Source organism: Brachybacterium sp. GU-2 (assembly GCF_030866705.2).
In the GTDB taxonomy this organism is placed as follows: Bacteria; Actinomycetota; Actinomycetes; order Actinomycetales; family Dermabacteraceae; genus Brachybacterium; species Brachybacterium conglomeratum.
This window is the reverse complement of sequence record NZ_CP133037.2, coordinates 92,257-115,369: the sequence shown is the minus strand read 5'-3', so window position 1 is coordinate 115,369 and position 23,113 is coordinate 92,257. Positions and strand designations below refer to the sequence as shown.

The following is a 23,113-nucleotide window of genomic DNA, read 5'->3' as shown; positions in this document are numbered from 1 at the left end:
TCAGCGGTCGGTGTCCGAGTCGGTGTCCGCGTCGTGCTTCTTGTCGAGGCTGCGGTGGTGCGCACCCCCGGTGAGCCAGGTGATGGCCAGCATGGTCATCAGGATCGCGAACGCACCGATCCCGATGAAGGGTGCGGGGATGCCCTCGCTCGCGCCGGCGCCGGACTCGGCGAGGATCATGAGCTGGTCGATCATGTTCTAGAAGGCCTTTCCTCGAGTGACCGGCCCATCATCCCACAGCGCGGGCGGGGTGCCGGCCGGAACCCGCCGGGTGGGAGTGGGGTCACGGGCGGACGTGGCCATGGCCGACCACCAGCCACTTGGTGGCGGTGATCTCGCTCAGCCCCATCGGGCCGCGGGCGTGGAGCTTCTGGGTGGAGATCCCGATCTCCGCGCCGAAGCCGAACTCCCCGCCGTCGGAGAAGCGGGTGGAGGCGTTGGCCATGACCACGGCGGAGTCGACCTCGGCGAGGAAGCGCTGCTGGGAGACGAGGTCGCGGGTGAGGATCGACTCGGTGTGGCCCGAGGAGTGGGCGCGGATGTGCGCAAGCGCGGCGTCGAGGTCGTCGACGACGGCGACGGCGAGCTCGAGGGCGAGATACTCCACGTCCCAGTCCTCCTCCGTCGCGGGGACGTGCTCGACGCCCGCCGGCAGCAGCGCGGCCGCCCGCTCGTCCACGTGCAGGCGCACCCCGGCCTCCGCGAGTGCGGTGCCGAGCCGCGGCAGCGCCTCGGCGGCGACGTCCTGGTGGACCAGCAGCGTCTCCAGCGCGTTGCACACCCCGACCCGCTGGGTCTTGGCGTTGAGCACGATCTGCTCGGCCTGGTCGAGGTCGGCGCTCGCGTCCACCAGCACGTGGGTGGTGCCGGTGCCGGTCTCGATGACGGGCACCTGGGCGTTCTCGACCACGCGGCGGATCAGGCCCGCCCCGCCGCGCGGGATCAGCACGTCGACCAGGCCGCGGGCGCGCATGAGCACGTCGGCGCCCTCGCGGCCGTGCGCGTCGATCCCGACGACGAGATCCGCCGGCAGCCCGCGCTCGGCGAGCACGTCCCGCAGCACCGCGATCAGCGCGGTGTTGGAGTGCAGCGCCGCGGAGCCGCCGCGCAGCACGACGGCGCTGCCGGCCTTCAGCGCGAGGCCGGCGGCGTCGACCGTCACGTTCGGGCGCGCCTCGTAGACCATCCCGATCACGCCCATCGGCACCCGCACCTGACGCAGCTCGAGTCCGTTGGCGAGCACGGAGCCGCGCACCACCTCGCCGACGGGGTCCGGCAGCGCGGCGGCGTCGCGCAGCTGCTGCGCGATCGACGCGATCCGCTGCGGGTCCAGGGCGAGCCGGTCGCGCAGGCCGGCGGCCATGCCCGACTCGTCGGCGGCGGCGAGGTCCCGGGCGTTGGCGGCGACGATCTCGTCGGCGCGGGCGATGAGCGCCTCGGCCATGGCGTGCAGCAGCGCGTCCTTCTCGGCGCGGCGGAGGCGCGCCAGCACGGGCTGGGCGTCCTTCGCGGCGCGGGCGGCGCCGCGGACCGCCGACTCGACGGGAGGTGACTGGTCGTCCATGTCCCGATTCTACGAGGGGGACGTCCAGGGAACCCGGGGCGTCCGCCCAGGGAACATGCGGCGGGGGACCCTAGCCTCGGTCGGTCCGCCCCTCTCCCGAACCCCGAGGTGATCGCCCGCATGGACTCCGTCCTCCACCTGGTCGAGGCGGTCATGGCCTCGCCGTGGCTGTACGTCCTGCTCTTCGCGATCGTCGCGGCGGACTCGGTTTTCCCGGTCTTCCCCGGGGAGACGGTGGTGATCACCGCAGGCGCCTATGCGGTCGCGCAGGAGTCGCCGCAGGCGCTGGTGCTGATTGCGGTGACGATCGCGGCCGCGCTCAGCGGGGACCTGATCTCCCATCACGTGGGTCGCGGCGCCGGGCCGCTGACCGGCCGGATCCGCTCGAGGCGCGCCGGCGACAAGCTCCTGACCTGGGCGGAGAACGGTCTGAGCACGCGCGGCGGCTCGATCATCGTCACCGCCCGCTTCATCCCGGGCGGGCGCACCGCCACGTCGATCGCCTCGGGGATGATCCGCTACCCGCGGCCGCTCTTCGCGGGCTTCGCCCTGCTGGCCGCGACCGCGTGGGCGCTGTACAACGTCGGGATCGGGATGGCGGGCGGGCTGCTGTTCCGCGAGCGGCCGCTGCTGGGCGTGGTGCTCGGCATCGCGCTCGCGCTCGTGCTGAGCTGGCTGATCGAGCGGATCCGCTCCGGCCGGGAGACGCGGTCCCGCGTCCTTCAGAGCACCACCAGCTGATCGCGGTGGATCGCGGGGCGGCGATACCGCTCCCCCAGCAGCTCCCGCGCCTCGTCGGTGCCGCGCCCCGCCATGGCCCGCAGCTCGTCGGAGCTGAAGGAGGTCAGGCCACGGCCGATCACCGTGCCGTCCGGGGCGGCGACGTCCACGGGCACCCCCGCGGGGAAGGTCCCCTCGACCCGGGTGACGCCGACGGCGAGCAGCGAGCGACGGCGCGAGCGCACGGCGCCGGCCGCACCCTCGTCCAGGTGCAGCGTGCCTGCGCCGCGGGTCGCGAAGCGCAGCCACACCAGGCGCGAGCGGCGACGGCCGTGATGGGCGGGGAAGAAGGTGCCGACGTCCCGGCCCTCCACCGCCTCGGCGAAGCGCTCGGCGGAGGTCATCAGTGCCGCGGTGCCGGTGGTGGAGGCGAGCTGGGCGGCCGACAGCTTCGTGACCATGCCGCCGGTGCCGACCTTCGAGCCGACCGAGCCGATGCTCACCCCGGCCAGGCGCGCCACGTCCTCGACCACGCCGATCCGCTCCGCACCGGGTTCGCGGGGCGGGGCGGTGTAGAGGGCGTCGACGTCGGTGAGCAGGATCAGCGCATCGGCGCCGAGCAGCTGCGCGACGAGCGCCGCGAGGCGGTCGTTGTCCCCGAAGCGGATCTCGTGGGTGGCGGTGGTGTCGTTCTCGTTGACCACCGGCACGGTGCCGAGCTCGAGCAGGGCCTCTAGGGCGCTGCGCACGTTGCGATAGGTCTGGGGGCGGATCACGTCGGACTCGGTGAGCAGGACCTGGCCGGTGGTCCGCTCGTGCGCGGCGAAGGCGCGGGACCAGGCGGTGGCGAGCAGGGCCTGGCCCACGCTCGCGGCGGCCTGCTGCAGCGGCACCGAGGCGGGCCGCTCCGGCAGTCCCAGCGGGCCGAGCGCGGCCGCGATCGCCCCGGAGGAGACGAGCACGAGCTCCGTGCCGCGCGCCGCGAGCATCGCGGCGACCTCCGCGACGCCGTCGAGGCGGGACTGGTCCAGCCTCCCCCGTGCGTCGGTCAAGCTCGAGGAGCCGATCTTCACGACGATGCGGCGGGTGCCGACGAGCTCCTCGCGGGCGGTGAGACGGGCGGGCTGACGCAGCTCCGCCACGCTCACCGCTGACCGTCCCCGTCGCTCGAGGGATCGGCCCAGTGGCCGGACCTCCGCTCCGCCTCCATCGCGGCGAGGCGGTCCATGCGGGCGGCGGTGCGGGCCTTCTGCTCCTCGCGCTTCTGCTCGCGGGTGGGGCGGTGGTGGTCCTCGAGACGGTCGTCGGTGCCGCGGCGGCCGAGCATCTCGGCGCCGCCGACCATCGTCGGCTCCCAGTCGAAGACGACCGCGTCGTCCCCGGGGCCGATCAGCACGGTGGAGCCGGCGACGGCCCCGGCGGAGAACAGCCCGTCCTCGACGCCGAGCTTCGCGAGGCGGTCGGCGAGGAAGCCGACGGCCTCGTCGTTGGTGAAGTCGGTCTGGCGCACCCAGCGCTCGGGCTTGTCGCCCCGGACGCGGAAGGCGGTGCCGCCGTCGTACTGCTCGGTGACGACCTCGAAGGAGGCCCGGTCCGCGCCGCGCGGGGTGAGGACGACGGGCGCCGGCTCCGGGGCGGGCAGGGCGGCCCGCGCCTGCTCGACGAGCTCGCCGAGCAGGAAGGACAGCTCCCGCAGCCCCTTGCGGGAGACGGCGGAGACGTCGAGGATCGGCATCTCCCGCTCCCCCAGCCGCTCGCGGACGAGGTCGGCCATGTCGGCGCCGTCGGGCAGGTCCGTCTTGTTCAGCACGACCACCGCGGGCCGCTCCATGAGCGGCACGCGGGTCTCCGCCTCCTCGTCCAGGCTCGCGGCATAGGCGGCGAGCTCTGACTCGATGATCTCGAGGTCGCTGACGGGGTCGCGGTCGGACTCGAGCGCGGCGGCGTCCAGCACGTGCACCAGCACGTGGCAGCGCTCGATGTGGCGCAGGAAGTCCAGGCCCAGGCCCTTGCCCTGGCTGGCGCCGGGGATCAGCCCCGGCACGTCGGCGATCGTGTACCGGTGCTCGCCCGCCTCGACCACGCCGAGGTTCGGCACCAGGGTCGTGAACGGGTAGTCGGCGATCTTCGGGCGGGCGGCGCTCATCGCCGCGATGAGCGAGGACTTGCCGGCGCTGGGGTAGCCCACCAGCGCCACGTCGGCGACGGTCTTCAGCTCCAGCACGAGGGTGCGCTCCTGGCCCGGCTCGCCGAGCAGCGCGAAGCCGGGGGCCTTGCGCTGCTTCGAGGCGAGGGCCGCGTTGCCGAGGCCGCCGTTGCCGCCGCGCGCGGCGACGTAGCGGGTGCCGATGCCCACGAGGTCGGCGATCACGGTGCCGTCCTCCTCGGTGACCACGGTGCCGTCAGGCACGGGCAGGACGAGGTCCTCGCCGTTCGCGCCGTGGCGCAGGTCGCCCTTGCCGAAGCCGCCGCCGGTCGCGCGCTGGTGCGGCTTGTGGTGGTACTCCAGCAGCGTCGTGGTCGAGGCGTCGACCTCGAGGATCACGTCGCCGCCGCGGCCGCCGTCGGCGCCGTCGGGGCCCGCGAGGGGCTTGAACTTCTCACGCCGGATGGAGGCGGCGCCGTGCCCGCCGGATCCTCCGACGACCTGCAGTCGGACGCGGTCGACGAATGTGGCCATGGGTGCTCTCCGAGGGTCGAGGGTGCCGTGGGGTGGAAGGGGGTGGGTAAGCGACGAGGGGCGGAGCGATCGGCTCCGCCCCTCGAAGGACGCTGGGTGCCCCGGGTCCGGGGCGGCGTGTCAGACGGTCTCGACGACGCTGACCACGCGACGGTCGCGCTTGCGGCCGAACTCGACGGTGCCCGCGGTGAGCGCGAACAGGGTGTCGTCGTTGCCGCGGCCCACGCCGTCGCCGGGGTGGATCTTGGTGCCGCGCTGGCGGACGAGGATCTCGCCGGCGCCGACGACCTGGCCGCCGAAGCGCTTCACGCCGAGGCGCTGGGCGTTGGAGTCACGGCCGTTCTTGGAGGAGCTGACGCCCTTCTTAGATGCCATCTGGGATCAATCCTTTGTCTGGTCGAGGGATCGCTCAGGCGATGCCCGTGATCTTCAGCCGGGTGAGCTCCTGGCGGTGGCCCTGGCGCTTCTTATAACCGGTCTTGTTCTTGTAGCGGAGGATGCGGATCTTCTCGCCGCGGAGGTCCTCGACCTTCTCGGCGCTGACCTTGACCTTCGCGAGCTCGGCCTGGGCGGAGGTGACCTTGTCACCGTCGACCAGCAGCACGGGAGCGAGATCGATGCTGTCGCCCGCCTCGCCTGCCACGCGGTTGATCACGATGGTGTCACCGACCGACACCTTCTCCTGACGACCGCCTGCGCGGACGATTGCGTACACCACGTCACGTCTCCATCTTGTGATTCGGATCCAGTCTTCGAGTCGTGCGCCCACTCGGGTGACCACCGCGGACCTGCGACCGTCAACCGTTCCCGGCCGGGGAGCCGGGCGGGAGATGCGGTCGCGCGATGTCCACCGGACGACGACTGCGACGCGTTTGCGCCAGGGGACAGCTTACGATCCCGTGAACAGCCGGTCAACCATGGGACACGCCCCGACCAGCGAGAACGCCGTCACACCGTGTGGAACAGGTCACTGGTCCCCGTCGGGATCGACCACCTGGCCGTCGACGACGACCTCGGGCTGGCTGTGGCTGCCCGAGGCGGCGGCGATCGAGGCGATCGTCGCGCGGGTCAGCGCACGGCTGTCCTCGTCGTCGGCGAGGCGGTGGACGTCGCCGGACTCCTCGGAGCCGCCGGCGTCGCCGCCGTGCTCGTCCTCGTCCTTCGCCCCGCCGCGTCCGCGCCGGCCGCGCCGCCGCGAGGAGCCCTTGGCGCCGTCCTCGCCGCCTCCGCCGCTGCCGCCGCCCTGGGGGTGGCTGTGGCCGCCCTCGGCGTCCATGTCGACCGTCATGCCGCGGCCGTGGCAGTGCTCGCAGGTGCTGGAGAAGGTCTCCACCAGGCCCTGGCCCACGCGCTTGCGGGTCATCTGCACCAGGCCCAGCGAGGTCACCTCGGCGACCTGGTGCTTGGTGCGGTCCCGGCCCAGGCACTCCACGAGGCGCCGCAGCACGAGGTCGCGGTTCGCCTCGAGGACCATGTCGATGAAGTCGATGACGATGATGCCGCCGATGTCGCGCAGCCGCAGCTGGCGCACGATCTCTTCGGCCGCCTCGAGGTTGTTCTTGGTGACGGTCTCCTCGAGGGAGCCGCCGGAGCCGGTGAACTTGCCGGTGTTCACGTCGACGACGGTCATCGCCTCGGTGCGGTCGATGACGAGGGAGCCGCCGGAGGGCAGGTAGACCTTGCGGTCCATCGCCTTCAGCAGCTGCTCGTCGATGCGGTGCTTGGCGAAGACGTCCTTCTCGCCGACATGTCGGGTGACGCGCTCGAGCAGGTCGGGCGCGACCTCGGAGACGTAGGAGTGGACGTCGTCGTAGACCTTGCCGCCCTCGACGACCAGGGAGGTGAAGTCCTCGTTGAAGACGTCGCGCACCACCTTGATGGCGATGTCGGGCTCCTGCGAGAGGGCCACGGGCGCGGACCGCGACTTCTGGGACTTCTGGATCTTCTCCCACTGGGCGGTGAGGCGCTCCACGTCGCGCGTGAGCTCCTCCTCGCTCGCGCCCTCGGCAGCGGTGCGCACGATCACGCCCGCGTCCTCGGGGATGATCTGCCGCATGATCTTCTTCAGCCGGTTGCGCTCGGTGTCGGGCAGCTTCCGGGAGATGCCGGTCATGGACCCGCCGGGCACGAACACGACATAGCGGCCGGGCAGGGAGATCTGGCTGGTCAGGCGCGCGCCCTTGTGGCCGATCGGGTCCTTGGTGACCTGGACCAGCACGGGGTCGCCGCTCTTCAGCGCGAGCTCGATGCGGCGCGGCTGGCCCTCGAGGCCCACCGCGTCCCAGTTGACCTCGCCGGCGTAGAGCACGGCGTTGCGGCCCTTGCCGATGTCCACGAAGGCGGCCTCCATGGAGGGCAGCACGTTCTGGACCTTGCCGACGTACACGTTGCCGACCATCGAGGTCTGCGACTTCTGGGCGACGTAGTGCTCGACGAGCACGTCGTCCTCGAGCACCGCGATCTGGGTGCAGCCCTGGCGCTCGCGCACCACCATCGAGCGCTTGACGGACTCGCGGCGGGCGAGGAACTCCGCCTCGGTGATCACGCTGCGGCGACGGCCGGCGTCACGGCCCTCGCGGCGGCGCTGGCGCTTGGCCTCGAGCCGGGTCGAGCCCTTGACGGCCTTGACCTCGTCGCGCGCCTCGCGCACCTTGACCACGGTGTTCGGCGGATCGTCCGGGGAAGAGCCGTCGTCCCCGCTGCTTCCCGAGCGGCGGCGACGGCGGCGACGGCGGGAGCTGGAGCTCGAGCCGCTCGAGGAGGAGCCGGAGCCGTCCTCGCCCGAGCCGTCCTCGGTCTCCTCGTCCTCGGAGGAGTCCTCCTGCGCGCTGTCCTCGGCGCCGCGGTCGCCGCTCTGGGAATCGTCCTCCCCGCGCCCGCGGCCGCGACGGCCACGGCCCCCGCGACGCCGGCGGCGGCGCGAGGAGCCCGAGCCGCTCCCGGAGGAGTCGTTGTCGCTGTCGTCGTCTTTCTCGCCCTCGGAGTCGGTGTCCTCGGAGTCGTCCTGGTCCGTGTCATCGTCCTGAGGCGCGTCCTGCTCGCGGGAGGAGGAGCGGCGGGAGCGGCTGCGGGACCGGCTGCGGCGCGAGGGCTGGGCGTCCTCGTCGCGGGTCTCCTCGGCCTCCTCCTCGTCGCGGGAGTCCTCGTGGTCCTCGTCCTGCGGGGCGACGGTGGTGCGGGGCTGCGGGGTCGGCGCCTGGAAGAGGAGGGAGGCGAAGTCCATCTGGACCTGCTCGCGCCGGCGCGCCCGGTCCTCGTCGACCTCGGGCTCGGCGGCGGTAGTGGTCTCGGGCGCGGTCCCGGTCGCGGAGGCGAGGGCCTTCAGATCGTCCAGGACGGGGTTCGCGGCGGTCCCCGGCTCCTGCTGCTCGTCGGCCTCGGGCTCCGGCTCCTCCGTCGGCTGGGCCGTCGGCGCCTGGAAGGTCGGCGCTCCCGCCGGCGCCCCGGCCCGGCGGCGACGGCGCGTCGGCGCGGCGGGCGCAGGCTCGAGGGGCCCCTCGGACTGGGGGGCGACGACGGTGCGCGGCGCGGCGTCCTCGGGCGCCGCAGCGGGCTCCGGGGTCACGGCGGGGGCGCCGGCCGGGGCTCCCGCGCGGCGGCGTCGCCGTGCCGGGGGTGCTCCGTCGTTCGACGCGTCGTTCTCGGGATTCTGGGTGCTGTCAGCCATGCGGCCGTCTCCTTCTGGAGGGCCAGCGCACCCTGGCCCCTTCTGGTCATCGTCCCTGGGGACGGAAGTCTCTGGCCCTCGCCGTCGCGCAGCTCCACGCGGGAGCGCTGCGATGCCGATCGCGGGGAGCACTGCGGTCGCGGTGAGTCCGCGTGGCCGGTGCTCGACGTCACGACGCCGGGAGGTTCCCCCGCCCGGTACGGAGCAGGAGAGTGCCTCGGCCAGTATGGCACAGCGTGCATCTGCCGCCGTGGAAGGGGGACCATGGTCCCCGGGGCGGTGCACGCGGCCGCTCTAGTTTTCATGACAGCGTGTCGTCCACTCGGGAGGATCCATGGAAGCCCTCGACCTGGCACGGTGGCAGTTCGGCATCACCACCGTGTACCACTTCATCTTCGTGCCGCTGACGATCGGGCTGTCCCTGCTCGTCGCGATCATGAACACCCGTGCCGTGTTCGCGAAGGATCCCGTGCGCAAGGACGCCTGGACCCGGATGACGAAGTTCTTCGGCTCGATGCTGATCGTGAACTTCGGCATCGGCATCGCCACCGGCATCGTTCAGGAGTTCCAGTTCGGGATGAACTGGTCCGAGTACGCCCGCTTCGTCGGCGACGTCTTCGGGGCGCCGCTGGCGCTGGAGGGCCTCGCCGCCTTCTTCCTCGAGTCCGTCTTCCTGGGGCTGTGGATCTTCGGCTGGGGGAAGATGCCCGAGAAGATCCACCTGCTGACGATCTGGGCGGTGGCGCTGGGCACCACGCTCTCGGCCTACTTCATCATCGCCGCGAACTCGTTCATGCAGCATCCGGTCGGCGCGCTGCTGAACCCCGAGACGGGGCGGGCCGAGCTCGATCCCTCGCAGGGCTCGATCCTCGCCGTGCTCACGAACGTCACGGCGATGGCGGCCTTCCCCCACGTCGTCTCCGGCGCCTGGCTCGTCGCCGGCGCGTTCCTCACCGGCGTCGCCTCCTGGCACATGGTCAGGCACCACCGGGCCGCCCGCGAGGCGGGGCTGGAGACCGAGGAGGGCCAGGAGCAGCACCGCGCCGCCCGCGACCTCTACCGACCCACCGTCCGCTTCGGCGTGGTGGCGATGTTCGTCTCCGCGATCGTGCTGGTGATCTCCGGCGACTTCCAGGCCCAGATCATGTTCAAGCAGCAGCCGATGAAGATGGCCTCGGCCGAGGCGCTGTGCGAGACGGAGACCGGTGCGAGCTTCTCGATCCTCACCATCGGCGGCCCCGACGCCTTCGCCGAGCAGTGCGGGGACGTCACCCACCTCATCGAGGTGCCGTACGTGACCTCGTTCCTGGCCACCCACAGCTTCGATGCGACGCTGCAGGGCGTCGACGACCTCAACGCCCAGTACAAGGAGGAGTTCGGCGAGACCGCGACGAACATCCACGGCGAGAAGGTCGAGGCCGACTACCGCCCGAACCTCTTCGTCACCTACTGGTCCTTCCGCCTGATGATGGGCCTGGCCGCGTTCAGCGGGATCCTCGCCTTCTGGGCGCTGTGGGTCACCCGCGGCAAGGGAGAGAACGCCCGCACCACCGGGTCGAAGGCCTTCCAGTGGTTCGCCGTGCTCGCGATCCCGATGCCGTTCCTCGCCAACTCCGCCGGCTGGGTGTTCACCGAGATCGGCCGTCAGCCCTGGGTCGTCCACCCCAATCCCGACGACCCGACGGTGCGGCTGATGACGCTGCAGGGCGTCTCCGCCCACCCCTCGTGGATGGTGCTCGCCTCGCTGGTCGCCTTCACCCTCGTCTACGGCGTGCTCGCCGTGATCTGGTTCCGGATGATGCAGAAGGCCGCGCTGAAGGGCGCGCCGCTGCCGCAGCGGGACCCGGAGACCGAGGAGCTCGACACGCCCACCCTCTCCTTCGACTACTGAGAAGGGACCCACCTGCTCATGGACACCATGCTCGACCCCACGGTCCTGCAGACCCTCTGGTTCGCGCTGATCGGCTTCTTCTTCCTGGGCTACTTCGTGCTCGAGGGCTTCGACTTCGGCGTGCAGATGAACGTGGCCGCCTTCTGGCGCCGCGGCGCCGGCACCCGCGGCACGATCCTGCGCACCATCGGCCCCGTCTGGGACGGCAACGAGGTGTGGGTGATCACCGGCGGCGCGCTGCTCTTCGCGGCCTTCCCCGAGTGGTACGCCACCCTGTTCTCCGGCTTCTACCTCGCCCTGCTGCTCCTGCTGCTGGTGCTGATCGTGCGGGTGTGCGCCTTCAAGTGGCGCGAGAAGCACGAGGACGACCGCTGGCGCACCTCCTGGGACGTGGTGCACGTGATCGGCGGCTTCGCCCCGGCCCTGCTGTGGGGCGTGGCCTTCTCGAACATCGTCGCCGGCGTCGCGATCGACCAGAACCACTGGGTGACCACCTCGCTGCTGGGACTGCTGAACCCCTTCGCGCTGCTGGGCGGGCTCGTGTTCGTGCTGCTGTTCTGGCTGCACGGCACCCTGTACCTGACCCTGAAGATCGAGGGCCCGCTGCGCCAGGACGCCCACCGCCTCGCGAGCCGGCTCGTGTGGCCGACGATCGTGGCCGGCGCCGCGTACCTGCTGTGGTTCCAGCTCGCGCACTCGAACACGCCGTGGACCCTGATCCCGCTCGCGATCGCGGCGGCGGCGCTGATCGCGGTGGTGCCGCTGGGCCGTGCCCGTCGTGAGGGCCTCGCCTTCGGCGCGACCACCACCGCGATCGCCGCGGCGACGATCACCCTGTTCGGCGGCCTGTTCCCGTACGTCATGCCGGCCTCGAACGACCCGGCGAACTCGCTCACCGTCGCGAACGCCTCCTCGACCGAGCACACGCTGACGGTGATGCTGATCGCCCTCGCGATCCTGCTGCCGGTCGTCATCGCGTACACGATCTGGACCTACCGGGTCTTCCGCCACCGGATCACCGACGAGGACTCCCCCGCCCCCGGCGAGGGCCTCGCCCGGAGGGCCAGGGCGGGCTACCGGGAAGCGTTCGGCCAGGAGTGAGCACCCCCACGCGCGCGCGGCGAGCACCCCTGGACCCCCGACTGGTCCGGGAGGTGCGCGCCGCGCGCGCCCATGTCGCACGCACCGTGGTCCTCGGGCTCGTCCAGGCCGCCTCCGTGATCGTCACGGCGCTGGTGATCGCGCACCTCGGCGCGCGGCTGCTCGTCGAGCGGGACGTCCCCGCGGACGCCCCGGGGATGCTCGCCCTGCTGGTCCTCGCGCTCGCCGTGCGGGCAGGGGCGGTGCTGGTCGAGGAGGCGACCGCGCACCGCGCCGCCACCGCCGCGATCAGCGACCTGCGCGCCCGCGTCCTCGCCCACGCCGCCCGGCTCGGCCCGCGGGCCGGGGCCGGCCGGGGCGCGGACGTGACGGCGCTGGCGACGACGGGGCTGGAGAAGCTGCGCCCCTATCTGGTGGGCTACGTCCCCCAGCTGATGCTCTCGGCGACGGTCACCCCGCTGTGCCTGCTGACGATCGGGCTGCTCGATCCGCTCAGCGCCGTGATCGCCCTGGTCACCCTGCCGCTCGTGCCGCTGTTCATGATCCTGGTGGGGAAGATGACCGTGGGCCGCTCCGAGAGGCTGCTGGCGGACATGCGCTCCCTGTGGTCCCAGCTGCTGGACCTCGTCGAGGGCCTGCCCACCCTGCGCGCCCTCGGCCGCGAGCGCGGCCCGGAGCGGGTGGTGGAGACCCTAGGCGACCGCCACCGCTCCTCCGCCATGGGCTCGCTGAAGTTCGCCTTCCTCTCCTCGATGGTGCTCGAGCTGCTCGCGACCCTGTGCGTGGCGCTGGTCGCCGTCTCGATCGGCATGCGGCTCGTCTACGGGGAGATGGACCTCGCCCCGGCGCTCGCGGTGCTGGTCCTCGCCCCCGAGGTGTACCAGCCGCTGCGCAACGTCGGCTCCCAGTACCACTCCTCCACCGACGGCCTCGCCGCGGTCGGCGCGGCCTTCGAGGTGCTCGACGAGCACGCCCCGGCCGATGGGACCCGTCCCGCCCCCGACCTCGCAGGCGCGACCCTCGCCCTGCGCGGCGTGAGCGTCGCCTCCCGCGAAGGGCTCGCCCCGCACGCGGCGGAGATCGAGGTCCTCCCCGGCCGCATCACCGCGCTGACAGGCCCCTCCGGCGCCGGGAAGACCACCGCCGTGCAGGTGCTGCTGGGCCTGCTGGAGCCCGAGCAGGGCCGCGCCGAGGTGATCGCCGCCGACGGCACCGCGACCGACGTGCGCGAGCTGGAGCGCCGCAGCCTCTGGGACCAGATCGCACTGCTCCCCCAGCGGCCCGTGCTCCCGCCCGGCACCCTGCGCGAGGTCCTCGCCGCCGCCCGCCCGGACGCGGACGACGACGAGCTCGGGGCCGCCGCGGCCGCCGTCGGCCTCGACGCCGTCATCGCGCACCGCGGACTGGACGCGGACCTGGGCCGCCGCGGGCAGGGCCTCTCCCTCGGCGAGCGGCAGCGCCTGGCGCTGGCCCGTGCCCTGCTCTCCCCCGCCCCGCTGGTCGTGCTCGACGAGCCGACCGCCCATCTCGACGGCGCCGCCGAGCAGATCGTGCTGGACCTGCTGGGCGAGCTGCGCGCCCAGGGCCGCACCGTGCTCGTCGTCGCCCACCGCTCCCGCCTCGTCGAGGCGGCCGACGACATCGTCTCCGTCGACGCGCGAGCGGAGGTCGCCGCATGACCGACCAGGCCGCCCCGCTGCGCCGCGCCGAGCGCGCCCTCGCGATCCCGCCCGCGCGGCTCCTCGCCGCGGTCCTCGCCGCGGTCGCGACCCTCGGCTCGGCCTTCGCGCTCGCCGCGGTCTCCGCCTATCTGGTCACCCGCGCCTGGACCATGCCGCCGGTGCTCGACCTGACCGTCGCCGTGGTCGCGGTCCGCGCCCTCGGCGTCTCCCGCGGCGTGTTCCGCTGGCTGGAGCGGATGCTCACCCACGACGTGGCGCTGCGGGGCGTGGTCGCGCTGCGCACCTCGCTGTTCACGGCGCTCGCCTCCCGCACCGACGACGCCCTGACGCGGCTGCGGCGCGGCGAGCTGCTGGCCCGACTGGGCGATGACGCGCAGGAGCTCGGCGACCACGTCATCAAGGCGATCGTGCCCGCCCTGGTCGCGGCCGTGATGCTCGTCGTGGTGCTGGCGACCTTCGCACCGCTGTCCGTGTCCGCGACGGCCGCGATGGCGGCCTCGCTGCTGCTGGCGGCCGTGGCCGCGCCGTACTTCGCGCACCGCGCCGCCGCGCTCACCGAGCAGGCCGTGCTCACCACCCGCGGCGACGTCACCTCCCACTCCCTGGAGATCCTCGACGACGCGACCTCGCTGCGGGTGGACGGGCGGCTCGAGACGGCCCTCGCCCGCCTCGCCGCCGCGCAGTCCGCGCACGACGCCGCGATCGACCGGGCCGCCCGCCCCGCCGCGCTCGCGGCCGCCGCGGTGCCCGCGAGCATGGTCCTCGCGGTGACCGGATCGCTGCTGGCCGCGGGCGCCGCCTGGACCGCCGGGGACCTCTCCGCCGGGCAGATCGGGGTCCTGCTCCTGCTGCCGCTGTCCTCCTTCGAGGCGGCGACCGCCCTGCCCGCCGCGGCGACCCAGCACGCCCGCTCCCGCGCCGCCGCGGAGCGCCTCGACGCCCTGATCGGCGAGGGCGGCGAGGGCGACGGCCCCGCCCCGGTCCCCGCCGAGCGTCCCGCCACGGCGAGCCTGACCGCCCGCGACCTCACCGCCGGCTGGTCCCCCGACGCTCCGTGCGTGCGCGGCCTCGACCTCGACCTCGCCCCCGGCTCCCGCCTCGCGGTCGTCGGCCCCTCCGGCAGCGGGAAGTCGACCCTGCTGGCGACGCTCGCCGGGCTCCTCGCCCCGCTGGGCGGCGAGGTCTCGACCGACGCCGCCTCCCTGCGCGAAGCGGTGACGATGTTCGCCGAGGACGGGCATGTCTTCGCGACCACGCTGCGGGAGAACCTCCGCGTCGTCCGCGGCGACCTGACGGATGAGGAGGCCCTCGCGGCGCTCGCCGCCGTCGGCCTCGACGACTGGCTCGCGACCCTCCCCCATGGGCTCGACACGATGCTCGGCCCGGACGGGACCACGGTCTCCGGCGGCGAGCGGCGCCGCCTGCTGCTGGCCCGCGCCGTGGTGCGACGCGGACCGGTGCTGCTGCTGGACGAGCCGACCGAGCACCTGGACACCGCCCGCGGCGACGCGCTGCTCGCGGCGCTGCTCACCCCGGGCGACGAGTCCCTCGTCCCGGCCTCGTCCACGGTCGTCGTCGTCACCCATCGCCCCGAGGCGGTCCCCGCCGACACGCCCGTCCTCAGGATCGGAGAGCCCCGATGAGAGACCGCCCCCGCATCCAGGACCTCGCCGGCGCCGTGCTCGCCGGCGGGGAGACCGAGGACCTGCTGGACCTGATGCTCCGCTCGGCCCGCACCGATCTCGGCGCCCGCAGCGCCGTGCTGGTGATGCCCCTGGACCGCGAGGCGTGGACGATCGAGATGGTCGACGGGCCCGACGCCCCCGCCCTGCTCGGCGAGCAGGTGCCCGCAGCGCATCCGATCGGCGTGGCGCTCGAGCAGGCCGACGCCGATGCTCTCGAGCGGATCGAGACCTTCGCCCTCGGCGAGGAGAGCTGGCGCGTGATGCTCGCCGTGATCGATGCGGCCGAGCACGGCACCGGGCTGCTCGGGGTGCTGCGCCCGGAGGGCTCCGAGGAGTTCACCGCCGCGGACCGGGAGCGGCTCGACGCGCTCGCGGGGCTCGTCGGCCTCACCCTGCGCGTCCCGACCCTGCAGGCCGACTCCGAGATCGACGACGAGCGCGGACGGATCGCGCGCGATCTGCACGACCTCGCGATCCAGGAGCTGTTCGCGGTGGGGATGGAGCTCGAGGGGCTGGTGGACTCCCTCGGCTCCCCGGACGTGACCCCGTCGAAGGCGCGGATCCGCTCCTCGGTCGCGGCCTCCGTGCAGGGGGTCGAGAACGCGGTCGCGCAGATCCGGCTGATCGTGCAGTCACTGCGCCGGGAGCGGGCGGAGGCGACGCTCACCGAGCAGCTGCGCCGCGAGGTGGGGCTCGCGACCGCCGGCCTCGGCTTCGTGCCCTCGCTGCGCCTGCCCCCGCATCCCGCGGAGATGGACGCGGAGCTGCCGCCGGAGATCGCCGACGACGTGGTCGCGGTGGTGCGCGAGTGCCTCGCCAACGCCGCCCGTCACGCGCATGCCAGCGCGGTCGCGGTCTCCGTGAGCGTGTTCTCCGAGGGCGTGGACCGGGTGGTGCAGGTGAACGTCTCGGACAACGGCCGAGGCATCGACCCGACGGTGCGGCGCCGCTCGGGGCTCGCGAACATGTCCTCGCGGGCCCGGCGCCATTCGGGATGGGTGGACGCGATCACCCTCGAGCCGGGCACGATGATCTCCTGGCGGGTGACGCTGCCGGTGGCGTGACGCCTACTGCGGCTTCCAGCCCGCCCGTCGGCGGGCCGCGACCATCGCCGCGACCTGGGTGCGGCGCTGCATGCCGAGGGTCTGCAGGATGACGGTGACGCGGTTCTTCACGGTCTTCTCCGCGATGCCGAGGGCGCCCGCGATCTCGCGGTTGGAGTGCCCGTCGCCGATCAGCTCGACGATCCGCTGATCGGACTCGGACAGGTCCGGGCCGTCCTCGACGTGATCGGCGGGCCAGACGGGGCGGCCGGCGTGCACGGCCTGGATCGCCTCCACGATCTCCTGGGAGCGGGCGGACTTCAGCATCAGGCCGGCGGCGCCCGCGGCGCGCGACTCGCGCAGCGCCGCGTCGTCGTCGAAGCTGGTCAGCACCAGCATCCTCTGCTCGGGGTCGAGCTCGCGGGCGACCTTCATGACGTCGATGCCGGTGCCGTCGGGCAGCTGGAGGTCGACCAGCAGCACCTGGGGCCGGATGGCGGGGAGGCGCCGGGTCGCCTCGGCGACGGAGGACGCCTCGCCGATCACGGTGAGGGCGGGGCTCGCGTCGATCGCGGTGACGATGCCGCGGCGGACCACCTCGTGGTCGTCGACGAGCATCACGCGGATCGGGCCGTCCTGCTGGGTCGCTGTCACGTGGCGTCCTTCCTCATCTCGGCGGGCACGTCGAAATCTATCGCACCGGGCACGACGCGGGCCTCAGCGTCCCCGCTGGCATCGCGGGCAGAAGTGCGAGGAGCGGTTCGCGTGCATCACGCGCCGCATCACGGTGCCGCAGCGCGGGCAGGGCTCGCCCTCCTTGCCGTAGGCGTTGAGGCTGCGGGCGAAGTACCCGCTGCGCCCGTCGACGTTCACGTACAGCGCGTCGAAGCTCGTCCCGCCCACCTCGAGCGCCCGCTCCATCACGTCGCGGGCGGCGCGCAGCAGCGCCGGCGCCTGCCGGGGGCCGAGCGCCGCGCCCGGGGTGTCGTACCGGATCCGCGCCGCCCACAGCGCCTCGTCGGCGTAGATGTTCCCGATCCCGGAGACGATCTCCTGGTTCAGCAGCAGCGTCTTGACGGCGCTTCGCCGGGTGCGCAGCGCCCGGGCGATACCGGAGAGGTCCGCGGCCGGGTCCAGCAGGTCGCGCGCGATGTGCGAGGCGCCTTCCGGCAGCAGGGCGTCGGGGCTGCCCACGCCGGCGAGGGCCCCGCCCTCCGCCTCGAGGAGCGGACTCGTCCACAGCCCGCCGAAGATCCGCTGGTCGACGAAGTCGAGCCGCGCCCCGCCGTCCAGGTGCAGGCTCACGCGGCGGTGCCGCAGCGGGTCGGACGCCGGCCCCTCGGACACCTCCACCGCCGGCGCGGCCGTCACGCCGGGCGTGCTCATCCGCAGCTGTCCGCTCATGCCGAGGTGCGCCATCAGCGCCTCCCCGGCCTCGGACCCGTCCGCCTCCGCGAGGCGCCACCACAGGAACTTCCCGCGCCGCACCACGGCGGTGAGCCGGGAGCCGACGAGGGCCGCGCGCAGGCGATCCTCTCCCCCGGCCTGTCGGCGCAGGGAGCGGGGCTCGAGCACCTCGAGCGCGGTGATGGTGCGGCCGACGGTGCGGGGCTCGAGGCCGCGCCGCACCACTTCGACCTCGGGCAGCTCGGGCACTGGGTCAGCCCCTGGGGATGAGGGACTCGCCGCGCTCGGCGAGGACGCCCCGCACCGCGTTCTGGGCGGCGGCGAGCTCGGCGTCCTTCTTCGAGGCGCCGTCGCCGCGGGCGGTGACGACCCCCTCGACGGTGACGGTCGCGGTGAAAGTCTTCTGGTGCTCGAGGCCCGATTCCGTGAGCGCGTAGACCACGTCCTTGCCCTCCGCGGCGGCGATCTCCTGCAGGCGGGACTTGAAGTCGTATCCCGCTTCGAGGAACTCGTCGGAGTCGAGCATGGGGCTGAGCAGGTCCAGCACGAAGCGGCGCGAGACGTCCTGGCCGAGCGCGAGGTGGACCGCGCCGATCACGGCCTCGGTGGTGTCGGCGAGGATCGAGGCCTTGGCGCGGCCGCCGGTGAGGTCCTCCCCGCGGCCCAGGCGCACGTAGGCGCCGAGGTCGAGGCGGGAGGCGATCACGGCGAGCGCCCGGGTCGAGACGGTCGCGGCGCGGCGCCGGGCCAGATCGCCCTCGGGCAGCGTGGGGTGGGCGGCGTAGAGGTGCTCGGTGACGGCGAGCTGCAGCACGGCATCGCCCAGGAACTCGAGCCGCTCGTTGTGCGGGAGGCCGTCGTGCTCGTAGGAGTAGGAGCGGTGCGTGAGCGCGAGATCGAGCAGCCCGGAGTCCGTGAGGTCCGCGGCCTGCCCGGCGTCCAGCGGCAGCGTGTCCAGCAGGCCCTGCGGGGCGGCGGCCTCGGCGGCCCGGCGCCTGCGCGCCATCAGGCCTTCCCGTCCTGCGCGTCGTCGTCCTGCGGGTCCTCGTCGAACAGGCCCTTCAGCGCGGCGAAGCGCTCGTCGATGACCTCGTGGTGGTGGTCGGGGTCGTCCTCCATGCGGAAGCCGCACTGGGCGCACAGGCCCGGGCAGTCCTCGCGGCACAGGGGGCGTTCGTCGGCCTCCATCGCGAGGGCGTCGCGCACCACGGGGCCCAGGCGCACTTCGTCGTCGACGAGCAGGACGGAGTCCTCGCGCTCCTCGGCCTTGATTTTCTCGGGGTAGAGGAACAGCTCGTCGAAGCGGGTGGCGATGTCCTGGTCGACGGGGTCGAGGCAGCGCGAGCACTCGCCCTCGAGGTGGGCGGTGACGGTGCCGTGGGCGTAGATGCCCTCGACCACGGATTCGAGCTCGAGCTCGATCGCGATGGGCTCGCCCTCGGAGACCTGCATGGCGAGGCCGCCGGCCTCGCGGGCCGGGGCGGGGACGGTGTGCTCGACGCGGCGGTGCGTGCCGGTGCGGCCGACGAGGTCGACGGCGTCGAAGCGCAGGGCGTCGTCGAGCGGCGAGGTGGGAATGGCGTCGGTGGTCATCTGCTCAGCGTAGGTCAGAGGCGGTCCGGAGCGCCTCCAGCGAGGCGGCGGGGAGCATGTCGGAGACGTCACCGCCGAGGGCGTGCACCTCGCGGACGAGGGAGGAGGAGATGTGGGCGAGGGACTGGTCGGTGAGGAGGAAGACGGTGTCGGTCCCGGCGAGGTGGTGATTCATCCGCGCCATCGGCTCCTCGTAGGAGAGGTCGAGCTGGGAGCGCAGCCCGCGCACGACCGCGCCTGCTCCGACCTCGCGGCAGAAGTCGACGAGCAGGCCGCGGGGCAGGGTCCGCACCTCGGTCTGCTGGGAGAGGCCCTCGTCGGCGAGCGCGGCGCGGATCGCTGCGGTGCGCTGCTCGAGGTCCAGCAGCCCCTTCTTGGAGGGGTTGTGGGAGACGGCGACGATCACGTGGTGGCCGAGGGCCGTCGCGCGCCGTGTGAGGTCGAGGTGGCCCAGGGTGAAGGGGTCGAAGGAGCCGGGCAGGACGACGGTGGTCATGGCGGTCACTCTAGTGCGGGCAGGGAGCGGCTCAGCCCAGCGTGAAGCGCACCTCGTGGCGGCCGTCGTCGTGGATCTCGCCGATCTCGAGGGTGCCGGTGGTGCCGGCAAGGTCGCCGGTGCCGGAGCCGGGGACGATCACGTACTGCAGGGCGGGCGCGCCGCCGGTCATGGTGCCGAGCTGCTGGAGGGCGAGGGTTCCGGTGCGTCCGCCGAGGCTGCCCTCGAAGAGCTCGCTGGCGATGTAGCCGGCGCTGCCGGTCTCGGGGTCGCCGGCAGTGAGCATGGTGCCGCGCGAGATGCCCTCGGCCTCGCCGGTCCAGGTCTTGGTCAGGGAGAAGCGGTCGGCGGCGCCGTCGATCGGGGCGCCGGGGGCCATCTGCACGGTGAAGGAGGCGGTGTGGCTGGTCATGGCTCCAGTATGTCGTCGCCGGTGCGCTGGGCGTAGGACGAAGGCGTCATGCCGGTGACGGCGCGGACGTCGCGGATGAAGTGGGACTGGTCGAACCAGCCGAGGTCGTGGGCGAGGTCCGGGAGGGGGCGGGGGTCGCCGCGGTCGATCGCGGCGATCGCGTCCTGCACCCGGGCACGCAGCAGGATCCGCTTGGGGCCGACGCCGAGGTGGTGGCGGAAGAGGCGCTGGAGCGAGCGGGCGGAGCGGGCGGTGCGCCGCTCGAGCGAGGCGACGGAGGTGACGGCGGGGTCGGAGAGGACGTCCAGCACCTCGCGGAGATCCTCGAAGCCCGGGGCGTCGGCCGGCCCCAGCGCGCACAGCCAGTCGTCGAGCAGCGGCGCCGCCTCGGTCGCGGTCGCCGTTTCGCCGGCGCCGACGCTCCCCGGCATCTCCGCTCCGAACCACTCCGCGGCCGGGAGCGACCGATCCCGCACCGCCGCCGTCGGCCCCTCGCACGTGCTCGGCAGGGGCTGAGCGGTCAGCGCACCTCGCTCGCGAGCTGGGCGTAGCTCATCCCGTCGAGCCAGCGTCCGCTGCGGTGGAGGGACTCCTCGCGGAAGGTGCCCTCGAGGCGCATGCCGATCTTCTCCATGACGCGGCGGGAGGCGAGGTTCTCAGCGAAGCAGCACGCCTCGACGCGGCGCACGCCGAGCCCGTCCACGGCGATGTCGCGCAGCGCGGCGGCGAAGGCGGTGCCGAGTCCGCGGCCCTGCACGGCCGGATCGAGCACCCAGCCGATCTCGGCCTGCTTGCCGGCGGCCTGCTCGCGCATGTCGGCCTGGGACCAGGCGTCCTGCCGCTCGATCTTCCCGGCGGCGACGATCCGGCCGTCCCGGAGGCCGACGACGCAGGTGTCGAGGGTGCGGTCCCACCACTCCTGATGGTCGGCGAGGGTGGGGCTGAGGGTGGCGGTCCATTCCTGCACCTCGGGCAGGCCGTACCAGGGCCACACCGCCTCGGCGTCCTCGCTCCGGCCGCGGCGGAGGGTGAGCAGGTCGGTGTGCAGCGGCCAGTCGAGCTCGTCGAGGGTGCGCGTCATCGCACCAGGGTACGCGGGCTCAAAAGGGCGGTGGGCCGCAGCCGTCGCGGGGATCGAGGCCGGGCGGGCCGGGGTCGGCGCCGCCGGTGTCGGGGCGGGACCAGTACTCCAGGAGATGCTCGCCCCAGCGCTGCTCCTCGATCGCGTCGAGTCGCTCCTGCGGCGATTCGTCGAGCGCGCCGCTGTGCAGGATCGCCTCGAACTCGAGATCGGCCTCGTACTGCTCCCAGGCGCGGCGGAGCTGCTGGCCGAGCTCACGGGTGACGAGGTCGCCGTCGGGCCTGGAGTCACAGACGGCGAGCTCGCCGATCCTCCACCGGGTCACGCCGGTGGTCTCGTCCCGGACCGGGTCGAGGAGGCCTGCGGTCTTCATGCGGTGGTGGCGGCGGCAGAGGCGGTGCAGGTTCTCGATCGTGGTGGGTCCGCCGCGGGCGGGGTGCTCGAGGTCGAACTCCTCGATGTGGTCGCTCTCGCCGACGGTCATGACGTTGCAGTCGCAGCCGGGGACGGCGCAGACGGGGTCGATGAGGCGCAGGTTCTCGGCCATCGCGCGGCTGACCCGGTAGGTCCTCGAGGCGGCGGGGGCGTAGCCGCCCCTGGCCGGGTCGGCGAGGACGCGTTCGAAGGCCGGCGCCTTCGCGGCGAGCTCGCGGGCCATGCGCGCGGGGATCGGGATGGTGCCGTCGAGCGTCGCGGGCGCATGCGAGCGGCCCAGCAGGGTCAGGATCGGCACGACGACGGAGATCCGGAAGGCGGGCTCGGGCACCTCGACGCCGCCGGTCGCGAGCGGGGAGCGTGTCATCACCGCGTAGCGCAGCGCGGGAAGCGGCATGGGCCGGCCCTCGCGGGCGACGTCGCCGTCGAGGTCGAAGGGGATCGGCGCTCCGGTCTCGAGCGCCTGGCGCTGAGCGTCCTGGACGGCGCGGGCGGCGCCGTCGAGACGGCGGCCGAGCGCGAGGAGCTCGGGGATCGGGCCGACGACGGCGAGGCAGCCGGTGCCATCGCCGTCCGGGGACGGGGTGAGGTGGACGGCGCGCTGCTCACCGGGCGTCTCCTGCACGGCGGCGCGGCCGAACCAGTCGATCAGCAGACGCAGCTCGCGGTAGAAGCGCTCGACGTCGATCGCGTCGAGCTGCCAGGCTGCGACCCGTTCGTCGACCTGGCAGCGCTGGTGGGAGGTCAGGCGCAGCACGCTGCGAAGCAGCCACTCGAACCAGTCCACCGGCAGCTCCCCGGCGCCGACACGGGCGAAGCAGGCGGGCAGGTCGGTGACGGCGACGTGCGCGTCGCGCAGCCGCACCTCGCCCCGGCCGAGCTTCGTGCGCAGGCCCGCTGCGGCGGCGAGTGCGTGCAGGGCCTTCTCGTCGTCCTCGTCCTCCTCGGTCCAGAGGGAGGCGAGGTCCTGCATCTCGGCGACGTAGAAGGCGGCCTGCTGCTCGCGGCGCCGGCGGTAGATGCGCAGCACCGTCTCCGCCTCGGCGGTGCGGGGTGCGACGTCGGCGCGCTCGACGAGGGACTGCGGGGTCAGGGGCCGGCGGGCCCGCACGGGGCGGCGCGGAGGCTCGCCCGGGCGGACAGTGGCGGCAGGGATGGAGGCAACAGGGACGTTGGGGCGGGCAGATGCGGCGCGCGGCGGGACGTCGAGGCGTGGGTCGTCTCCCATTGCTCCTCCTCCCCCGCGTCGTGATGAGCGTTCTTCGTCGACCGCTCCGTGCTTCTCATTCTACGACCAATATCCGACATTCTCCAGAGCTGCCGTCATCTTGCCCTAATTTGTGGATAACCGGGATGCGGGGAGGAAACTTCGCACCAAATGCACAGTCATTCCACATCGTGTGGATACTCGAGGGTCACCTGCGCAGATCAGGGTCGGCGTGTGTGAAGCACGAGCGTCGGGCTCTCCACCCCGCGAATGCCTCACCTCGCCTCTCGCGTCCCACCAGGACGAATTCTTGCCTCCTGCCGGAATACACAAATGCGCGACGGACGCAAGGGGTGGCCCTGAATTGTGGATGGAGCTCTGCCGGACCGAGAAGTGCGGGCAGATCGATGTGGACGGAGTGCAGGTGCGCCTCGAGGCGCGGCCGACGA

The 23,113-nt window shown here is 73.3% G+C and carries 22 protein-coding genes; 6 read left to right on the top strand and 16 right to left on the bottom strand.

Annotation, left to right across the window (positions count from 1 at the left end; all coding sequences use genetic code 11):
• Both RBL05_RS00545 and RBL05_RS00540 read right to left on the bottom strand, forming a co-directional pair.
• Positions 1-195: a hypothetical protein gene (locus RBL05_RS00545; RefSeq protein ID WP_010551794.1), complete on the bottom strand. Its 195-nt coding sequence runs from the start codon at positions 193-195 to the stop codon at positions 1-3.
• Positions 196-283: 88 nt separating this feature from the next.
• Positions 284-1,564 carry a glutamate-5-semialdehyde dehydrogenase gene (locus tag RBL05_RS00540; RefSeq protein ID WP_308740999.1) on the bottom strand — a complete coding sequence of 427 codons (1,281 nt, stop codon included), beginning with the start codon at positions 1,562-1,564 and terminating at the stop codon, positions 284-286.
• A gap of 120 nt (positions 1,565-1,684) precedes the next feature.
• Between RBL05_RS00540 and RBL05_RS00535 the strand changes: the two genes are divergently transcribed.
• Positions 1,685-2,305 carry a DedA family protein gene (locus tag RBL05_RS00535; protein WP_308741000.1) on the top strand — a complete coding sequence of 207 codons (621 nt, stop codon included), beginning with the start codon at positions 1,685-1,687 and terminating at the stop codon, positions 2,303-2,305.
• Here the strand turns inward: RBL05_RS00535 and proB are convergent.
• From proB to RBL05_RS00510, 5 genes are all read right to left on the bottom strand, one after another.
• A complete protein-coding gene (proB, locus tag RBL05_RS00530) occupies positions 2,287-3,432 on the bottom strand; it encodes a glutamate 5-kinase (protein WP_308741001.1) in 1,146 nt (381 codons plus the stop codon). The two genes, RBL05_RS00535 and proB, sit on opposite strands and share 19 nt — an antisense overlap.
• Positions 3,429-4,964 carry a GTPase ObgE gene (obgE, locus tag RBL05_RS00525; RefSeq protein WP_318603939.1) on the bottom strand — a complete coding sequence of 512 codons (1,536 nt, stop codon included), beginning with the start codon at positions 4,962-4,964 and terminating at the stop codon, positions 3,429-3,431. The genes proB and obgE overlap by 4 nt, the downstream gene beginning before the upstream one ends.
• A 120-nt stretch (positions 4,965-5,084) precedes the next feature.
• Positions 5,085-5,339, bottom strand: a complete 255-nt coding sequence (rpmA, locus tag RBL05_RS00520; RefSeq protein ID WP_010551799.1) for a 50S ribosomal protein L27 — start codon at positions 5,337-5,339, stop codon at positions 5,085-5,087.
• A 34-nt stretch (positions 5,340-5,373) separates the two neighbouring features.
• A complete protein-coding gene (gene rplU, locus RBL05_RS00515) occupies positions 5,374-5,682 on the bottom strand; it encodes a 50S ribosomal protein L21 (RefSeq protein WP_263312332.1) in 309 nt (102 codons plus the stop codon).
• Positions 5,683-5,931: 249 nt separating this feature from the next.
• Entirely contained in the window at positions 5,932-8,631 is a 2,700-nt protein-coding gene (locus RBL05_RS00510; protein ID WP_308741003.1) for an Rne/Rng family ribonuclease, read from the bottom strand.
• Between the two features lie 334 nt (positions 8,632-8,965).
• Between RBL05_RS00510 and RBL05_RS00505 the strand changes: the two genes are divergently transcribed.
• From RBL05_RS00505 to RBL05_RS00485, 5 genes are read left to right on the top strand one after another with little or no spacing between them, the layout of a single operon-like run.
• Positions 8,966-10,522 (top strand): cytochrome ubiquinol oxidase subunit I, encoded by a 1,557-nt coding sequence (locus RBL05_RS00505; protein ID WP_308741004.1) that lies wholly within the window; start codon positions 8,966-8,968, stop codon positions 10,520-10,522.
• Between the two features lie 18 nt (positions 10,523-10,540).
• A complete protein-coding gene (cydB, locus tag RBL05_RS00500; protein WP_308741005.1) occupies positions 10,541-11,623 on the top strand; it encodes a cytochrome d ubiquinol oxidase subunit II in 1,083 nt (360 codons plus the stop codon).
• Positions 11,620-13,302: a thiol reductant ABC exporter subunit CydD gene (cydD, locus tag RBL05_RS00495; RefSeq protein ID WP_308741006.1), complete on the top strand. Its 1,683-nt coding sequence runs from the start codon at positions 11,620-11,622 to the stop codon at positions 13,300-13,302. Before cydB ends, cydD begins: the two co-directional genes overlap by 4 nt.
• Positions 13,299-14,948 (top strand): thiol reductant ABC exporter subunit CydC, encoded by a 1,650-nt coding sequence (gene cydC / locus RBL05_RS00490; RefSeq protein ID WP_308741007.1) that lies wholly within the window; start codon positions 13,299-13,301, stop codon positions 14,946-14,948. The genes cydD and cydC overlap by 4 nt, the downstream gene beginning before the upstream one ends.
• Positions 14,945-16,054 carry a sensor histidine kinase gene (locus RBL05_RS00485; RefSeq protein ID WP_308741008.1) on the top strand — a complete coding sequence of 370 codons (1,110 nt, stop codon included), beginning with the start codon at positions 14,945-14,947 and terminating at the stop codon, positions 16,052-16,054. Before cydC ends, RBL05_RS00485 begins: the two co-directional genes overlap by 4 nt.
• Before the next feature lie 3 nt (positions 16,055-16,057).
• On the opposite strand, the gene RBL05_RS00480 is transcribed toward RBL05_RS00485, so the two are convergent.
• The 9 genes from RBL05_RS00480 to RBL05_RS00440 form a co-directional block, all read right to left on the bottom strand.
• Positions 16,058-16,687, bottom strand: a complete 630-nt coding sequence (locus RBL05_RS00480) for a response regulator transcription factor (RefSeq protein ID WP_053916733.1) — start codon at positions 16,685-16,687, stop codon at positions 16,058-16,060.
• A 63-nt stretch (positions 16,688-16,750) separates the two neighbouring features.
• Positions 16,751-17,689 carry a bifunctional DNA-formamidopyrimidine glycosylase/DNA-(apurinic or apyrimidinic site) lyase gene (gene mutM, locus RBL05_RS00475; protein ID WP_308741009.1) on the bottom strand — a complete coding sequence of 313 codons (939 nt, stop codon included), beginning with the start codon at positions 17,687-17,689 and terminating at the stop codon, positions 16,751-16,753.
• A 4-nt stretch (positions 17,690-17,693) separates the two neighbouring features.
• On the bottom strand, positions 17,694-18,446 hold the full coding sequence (gene rnc / locus RBL05_RS00470) for a ribonuclease III (protein WP_010552233.1): 753 nt from the start codon (positions 18,444-18,446) through the stop codon (positions 17,694-17,696).
• Complete coding sequence (locus RBL05_RS00465) at positions 18,446-19,033, bottom strand: YceD family protein (RefSeq protein WP_308741010.1); 588 nt, start codon at positions 19,031-19,033, stop codon at positions 18,446-18,448. The genes rnc and RBL05_RS00465 overlap by 1 nt, the downstream gene beginning before the upstream one ends.
• 4 nt (positions 19,034-19,037) lie before the next feature.
• Complete coding sequence (coaD, locus tag RBL05_RS00460; protein WP_308741011.1) at positions 19,038-19,529, bottom strand: pantetheine-phosphate adenylyltransferase; 492 nt, start codon at positions 19,527-19,529, stop codon at positions 19,038-19,040.
• Positions 19,530-19,560: 31 nt separating this feature from the next.
• A complete protein-coding gene (locus tag RBL05_RS00455; RefSeq protein ID WP_308741012.1) occupies positions 19,561-19,941 on the bottom strand; it encodes a DUF3224 domain-containing protein in 381 nt (126 codons plus the stop codon).
• On the bottom strand, positions 19,938-20,372 hold the full coding sequence (locus RBL05_RS00450) for a helix-turn-helix domain-containing protein (protein ID WP_308741013.1): 435 nt from the start codon (positions 20,370-20,372) through the stop codon (positions 19,938-19,940). Before RBL05_RS00450 ends, RBL05_RS00455 begins: the two co-directional genes overlap by 4 nt.
• An 89-nt stretch (positions 20,373-20,461) precedes the next feature.
• On the bottom strand, positions 20,462-21,022 hold the full coding sequence (locus RBL05_RS00445; protein ID WP_308741014.1) for a GNAT family N-acetyltransferase: 561 nt from the start codon (positions 21,020-21,022) through the stop codon (positions 20,462-20,464).
• A gap of 19 nt (positions 21,023-21,041) precedes the next feature.
• Complete coding sequence (locus tag RBL05_RS00440; RefSeq protein WP_308741015.1) at positions 21,042-22,685, bottom strand: HNH endonuclease signature motif containing protein; 1,644 nt, start codon at positions 22,683-22,685, stop codon at positions 21,042-21,044.
• Positions 22,686-23,113 lie beyond the last annotated feature (428 nt).

Coding starts and splice junctions, on each gene's coding strand:
- RBL05_RS00535 (WP_308741000.1), top strand. CDS start 1,685: ATGGACTCCGTCCTCCACCTGGTCGAGGCGGTCATGGCCTCGCCGTGG.
- RBL05_RS00540 (WP_308740999.1), bottom strand. CDS start 1,564: ATGGACGACCAGTCACCTCCCGTCGAGTCGGCGGTCCGCGGCGCCGCC.
- RBL05_RS00465 (WP_308741010.1), bottom strand. CDS start 19,033: ATGACCACCGACGCCATTCCCACCTCGCCGCTCGACGACGCCCTGCGC.
- coaD (WP_308741011.1), bottom strand. CDS start 19,529: ATGACCACCGTCGTCCTGCCCGGCTCCTTCGACCCCTTCACCCTGGGC.
- RBL05_RS00440 (WP_308741015.1), bottom strand. CDS start 22,685: ATGGGAGACGACCCACGCCTCGACGTCCCGCCGCGCGCCGCATCTGCC.
- RBL05_RS00450 (WP_308741013.1), bottom strand. CDS start 20,372: ATGCCGGGGAGCGTCGGCGCCGGCGAAACGGCGACCGCGACCGAGGCG.
- RBL05_RS00510 (WP_308741003.1), bottom strand. CDS start 8,631: ATGGCTGACAGCACCCAGAATCCCGAGAACGACGCGTCGAACGACGGA.
- RBL05_RS00455 (WP_308741012.1), bottom strand. CDS start 19,941: ATGACCAGCCACACCGCCTCCTTCACCGTGCAGATGGCCCCCGGCGCC.
- RBL05_RS00545 (WP_010551794.1), bottom strand. CDS start 195: ATGATCGACCAGCTCATGATCCTCGCCGAGTCCGGCGCCGGCGCGAGC.
- cydB (WP_308741005.1), top strand. CDS start 10,541: ATGGACACCATGCTCGACCCCACGGTCCTGCAGACCCTCTGGTTCGCG.
- RBL05_RS00445 (WP_308741014.1), bottom strand. CDS start 21,022: ATGACGCGCACCCTCGACGAGCTCGACTGGCCGCTGCACACCGACCTG.
- rpmA (WP_010551799.1), bottom strand. CDS start 5,339: ATGGCATCTAAGAAGGGCGTCAGCTCCTCCAAGAACGGCCGTGACTCC.
- cydC (WP_308741007.1), top strand. CDS start 13,299: ATGACCGACCAGGCCGCCCCGCTGCGCCGCGCCGAGCGCGCCCTCGCG.
- RBL05_RS00485 (WP_308741008.1), top strand. CDS start 14,945: ATGAGAGACCGCCCCCGCATCCAGGACCTCGCCGGCGCCGTGCTCGCC.
- rnc (WP_010552233.1), bottom strand. CDS start 18,446: ATGGCGCGCAGGCGCCGGGCCGCCGAGGCCGCCGCCCCGCAGGGCCTG.
- obgE (WP_318603939.1), bottom strand. CDS start 4,964: ATGGCCACATTCGTCGACCGCGTCCGACTGCAGGTCGTCGGAGGATCC.
- RBL05_RS00505 (WP_308741004.1), top strand. CDS start 8,966: ATGGAAGCCCTCGACCTGGCACGGTGGCAGTTCGGCATCACCACCGTG.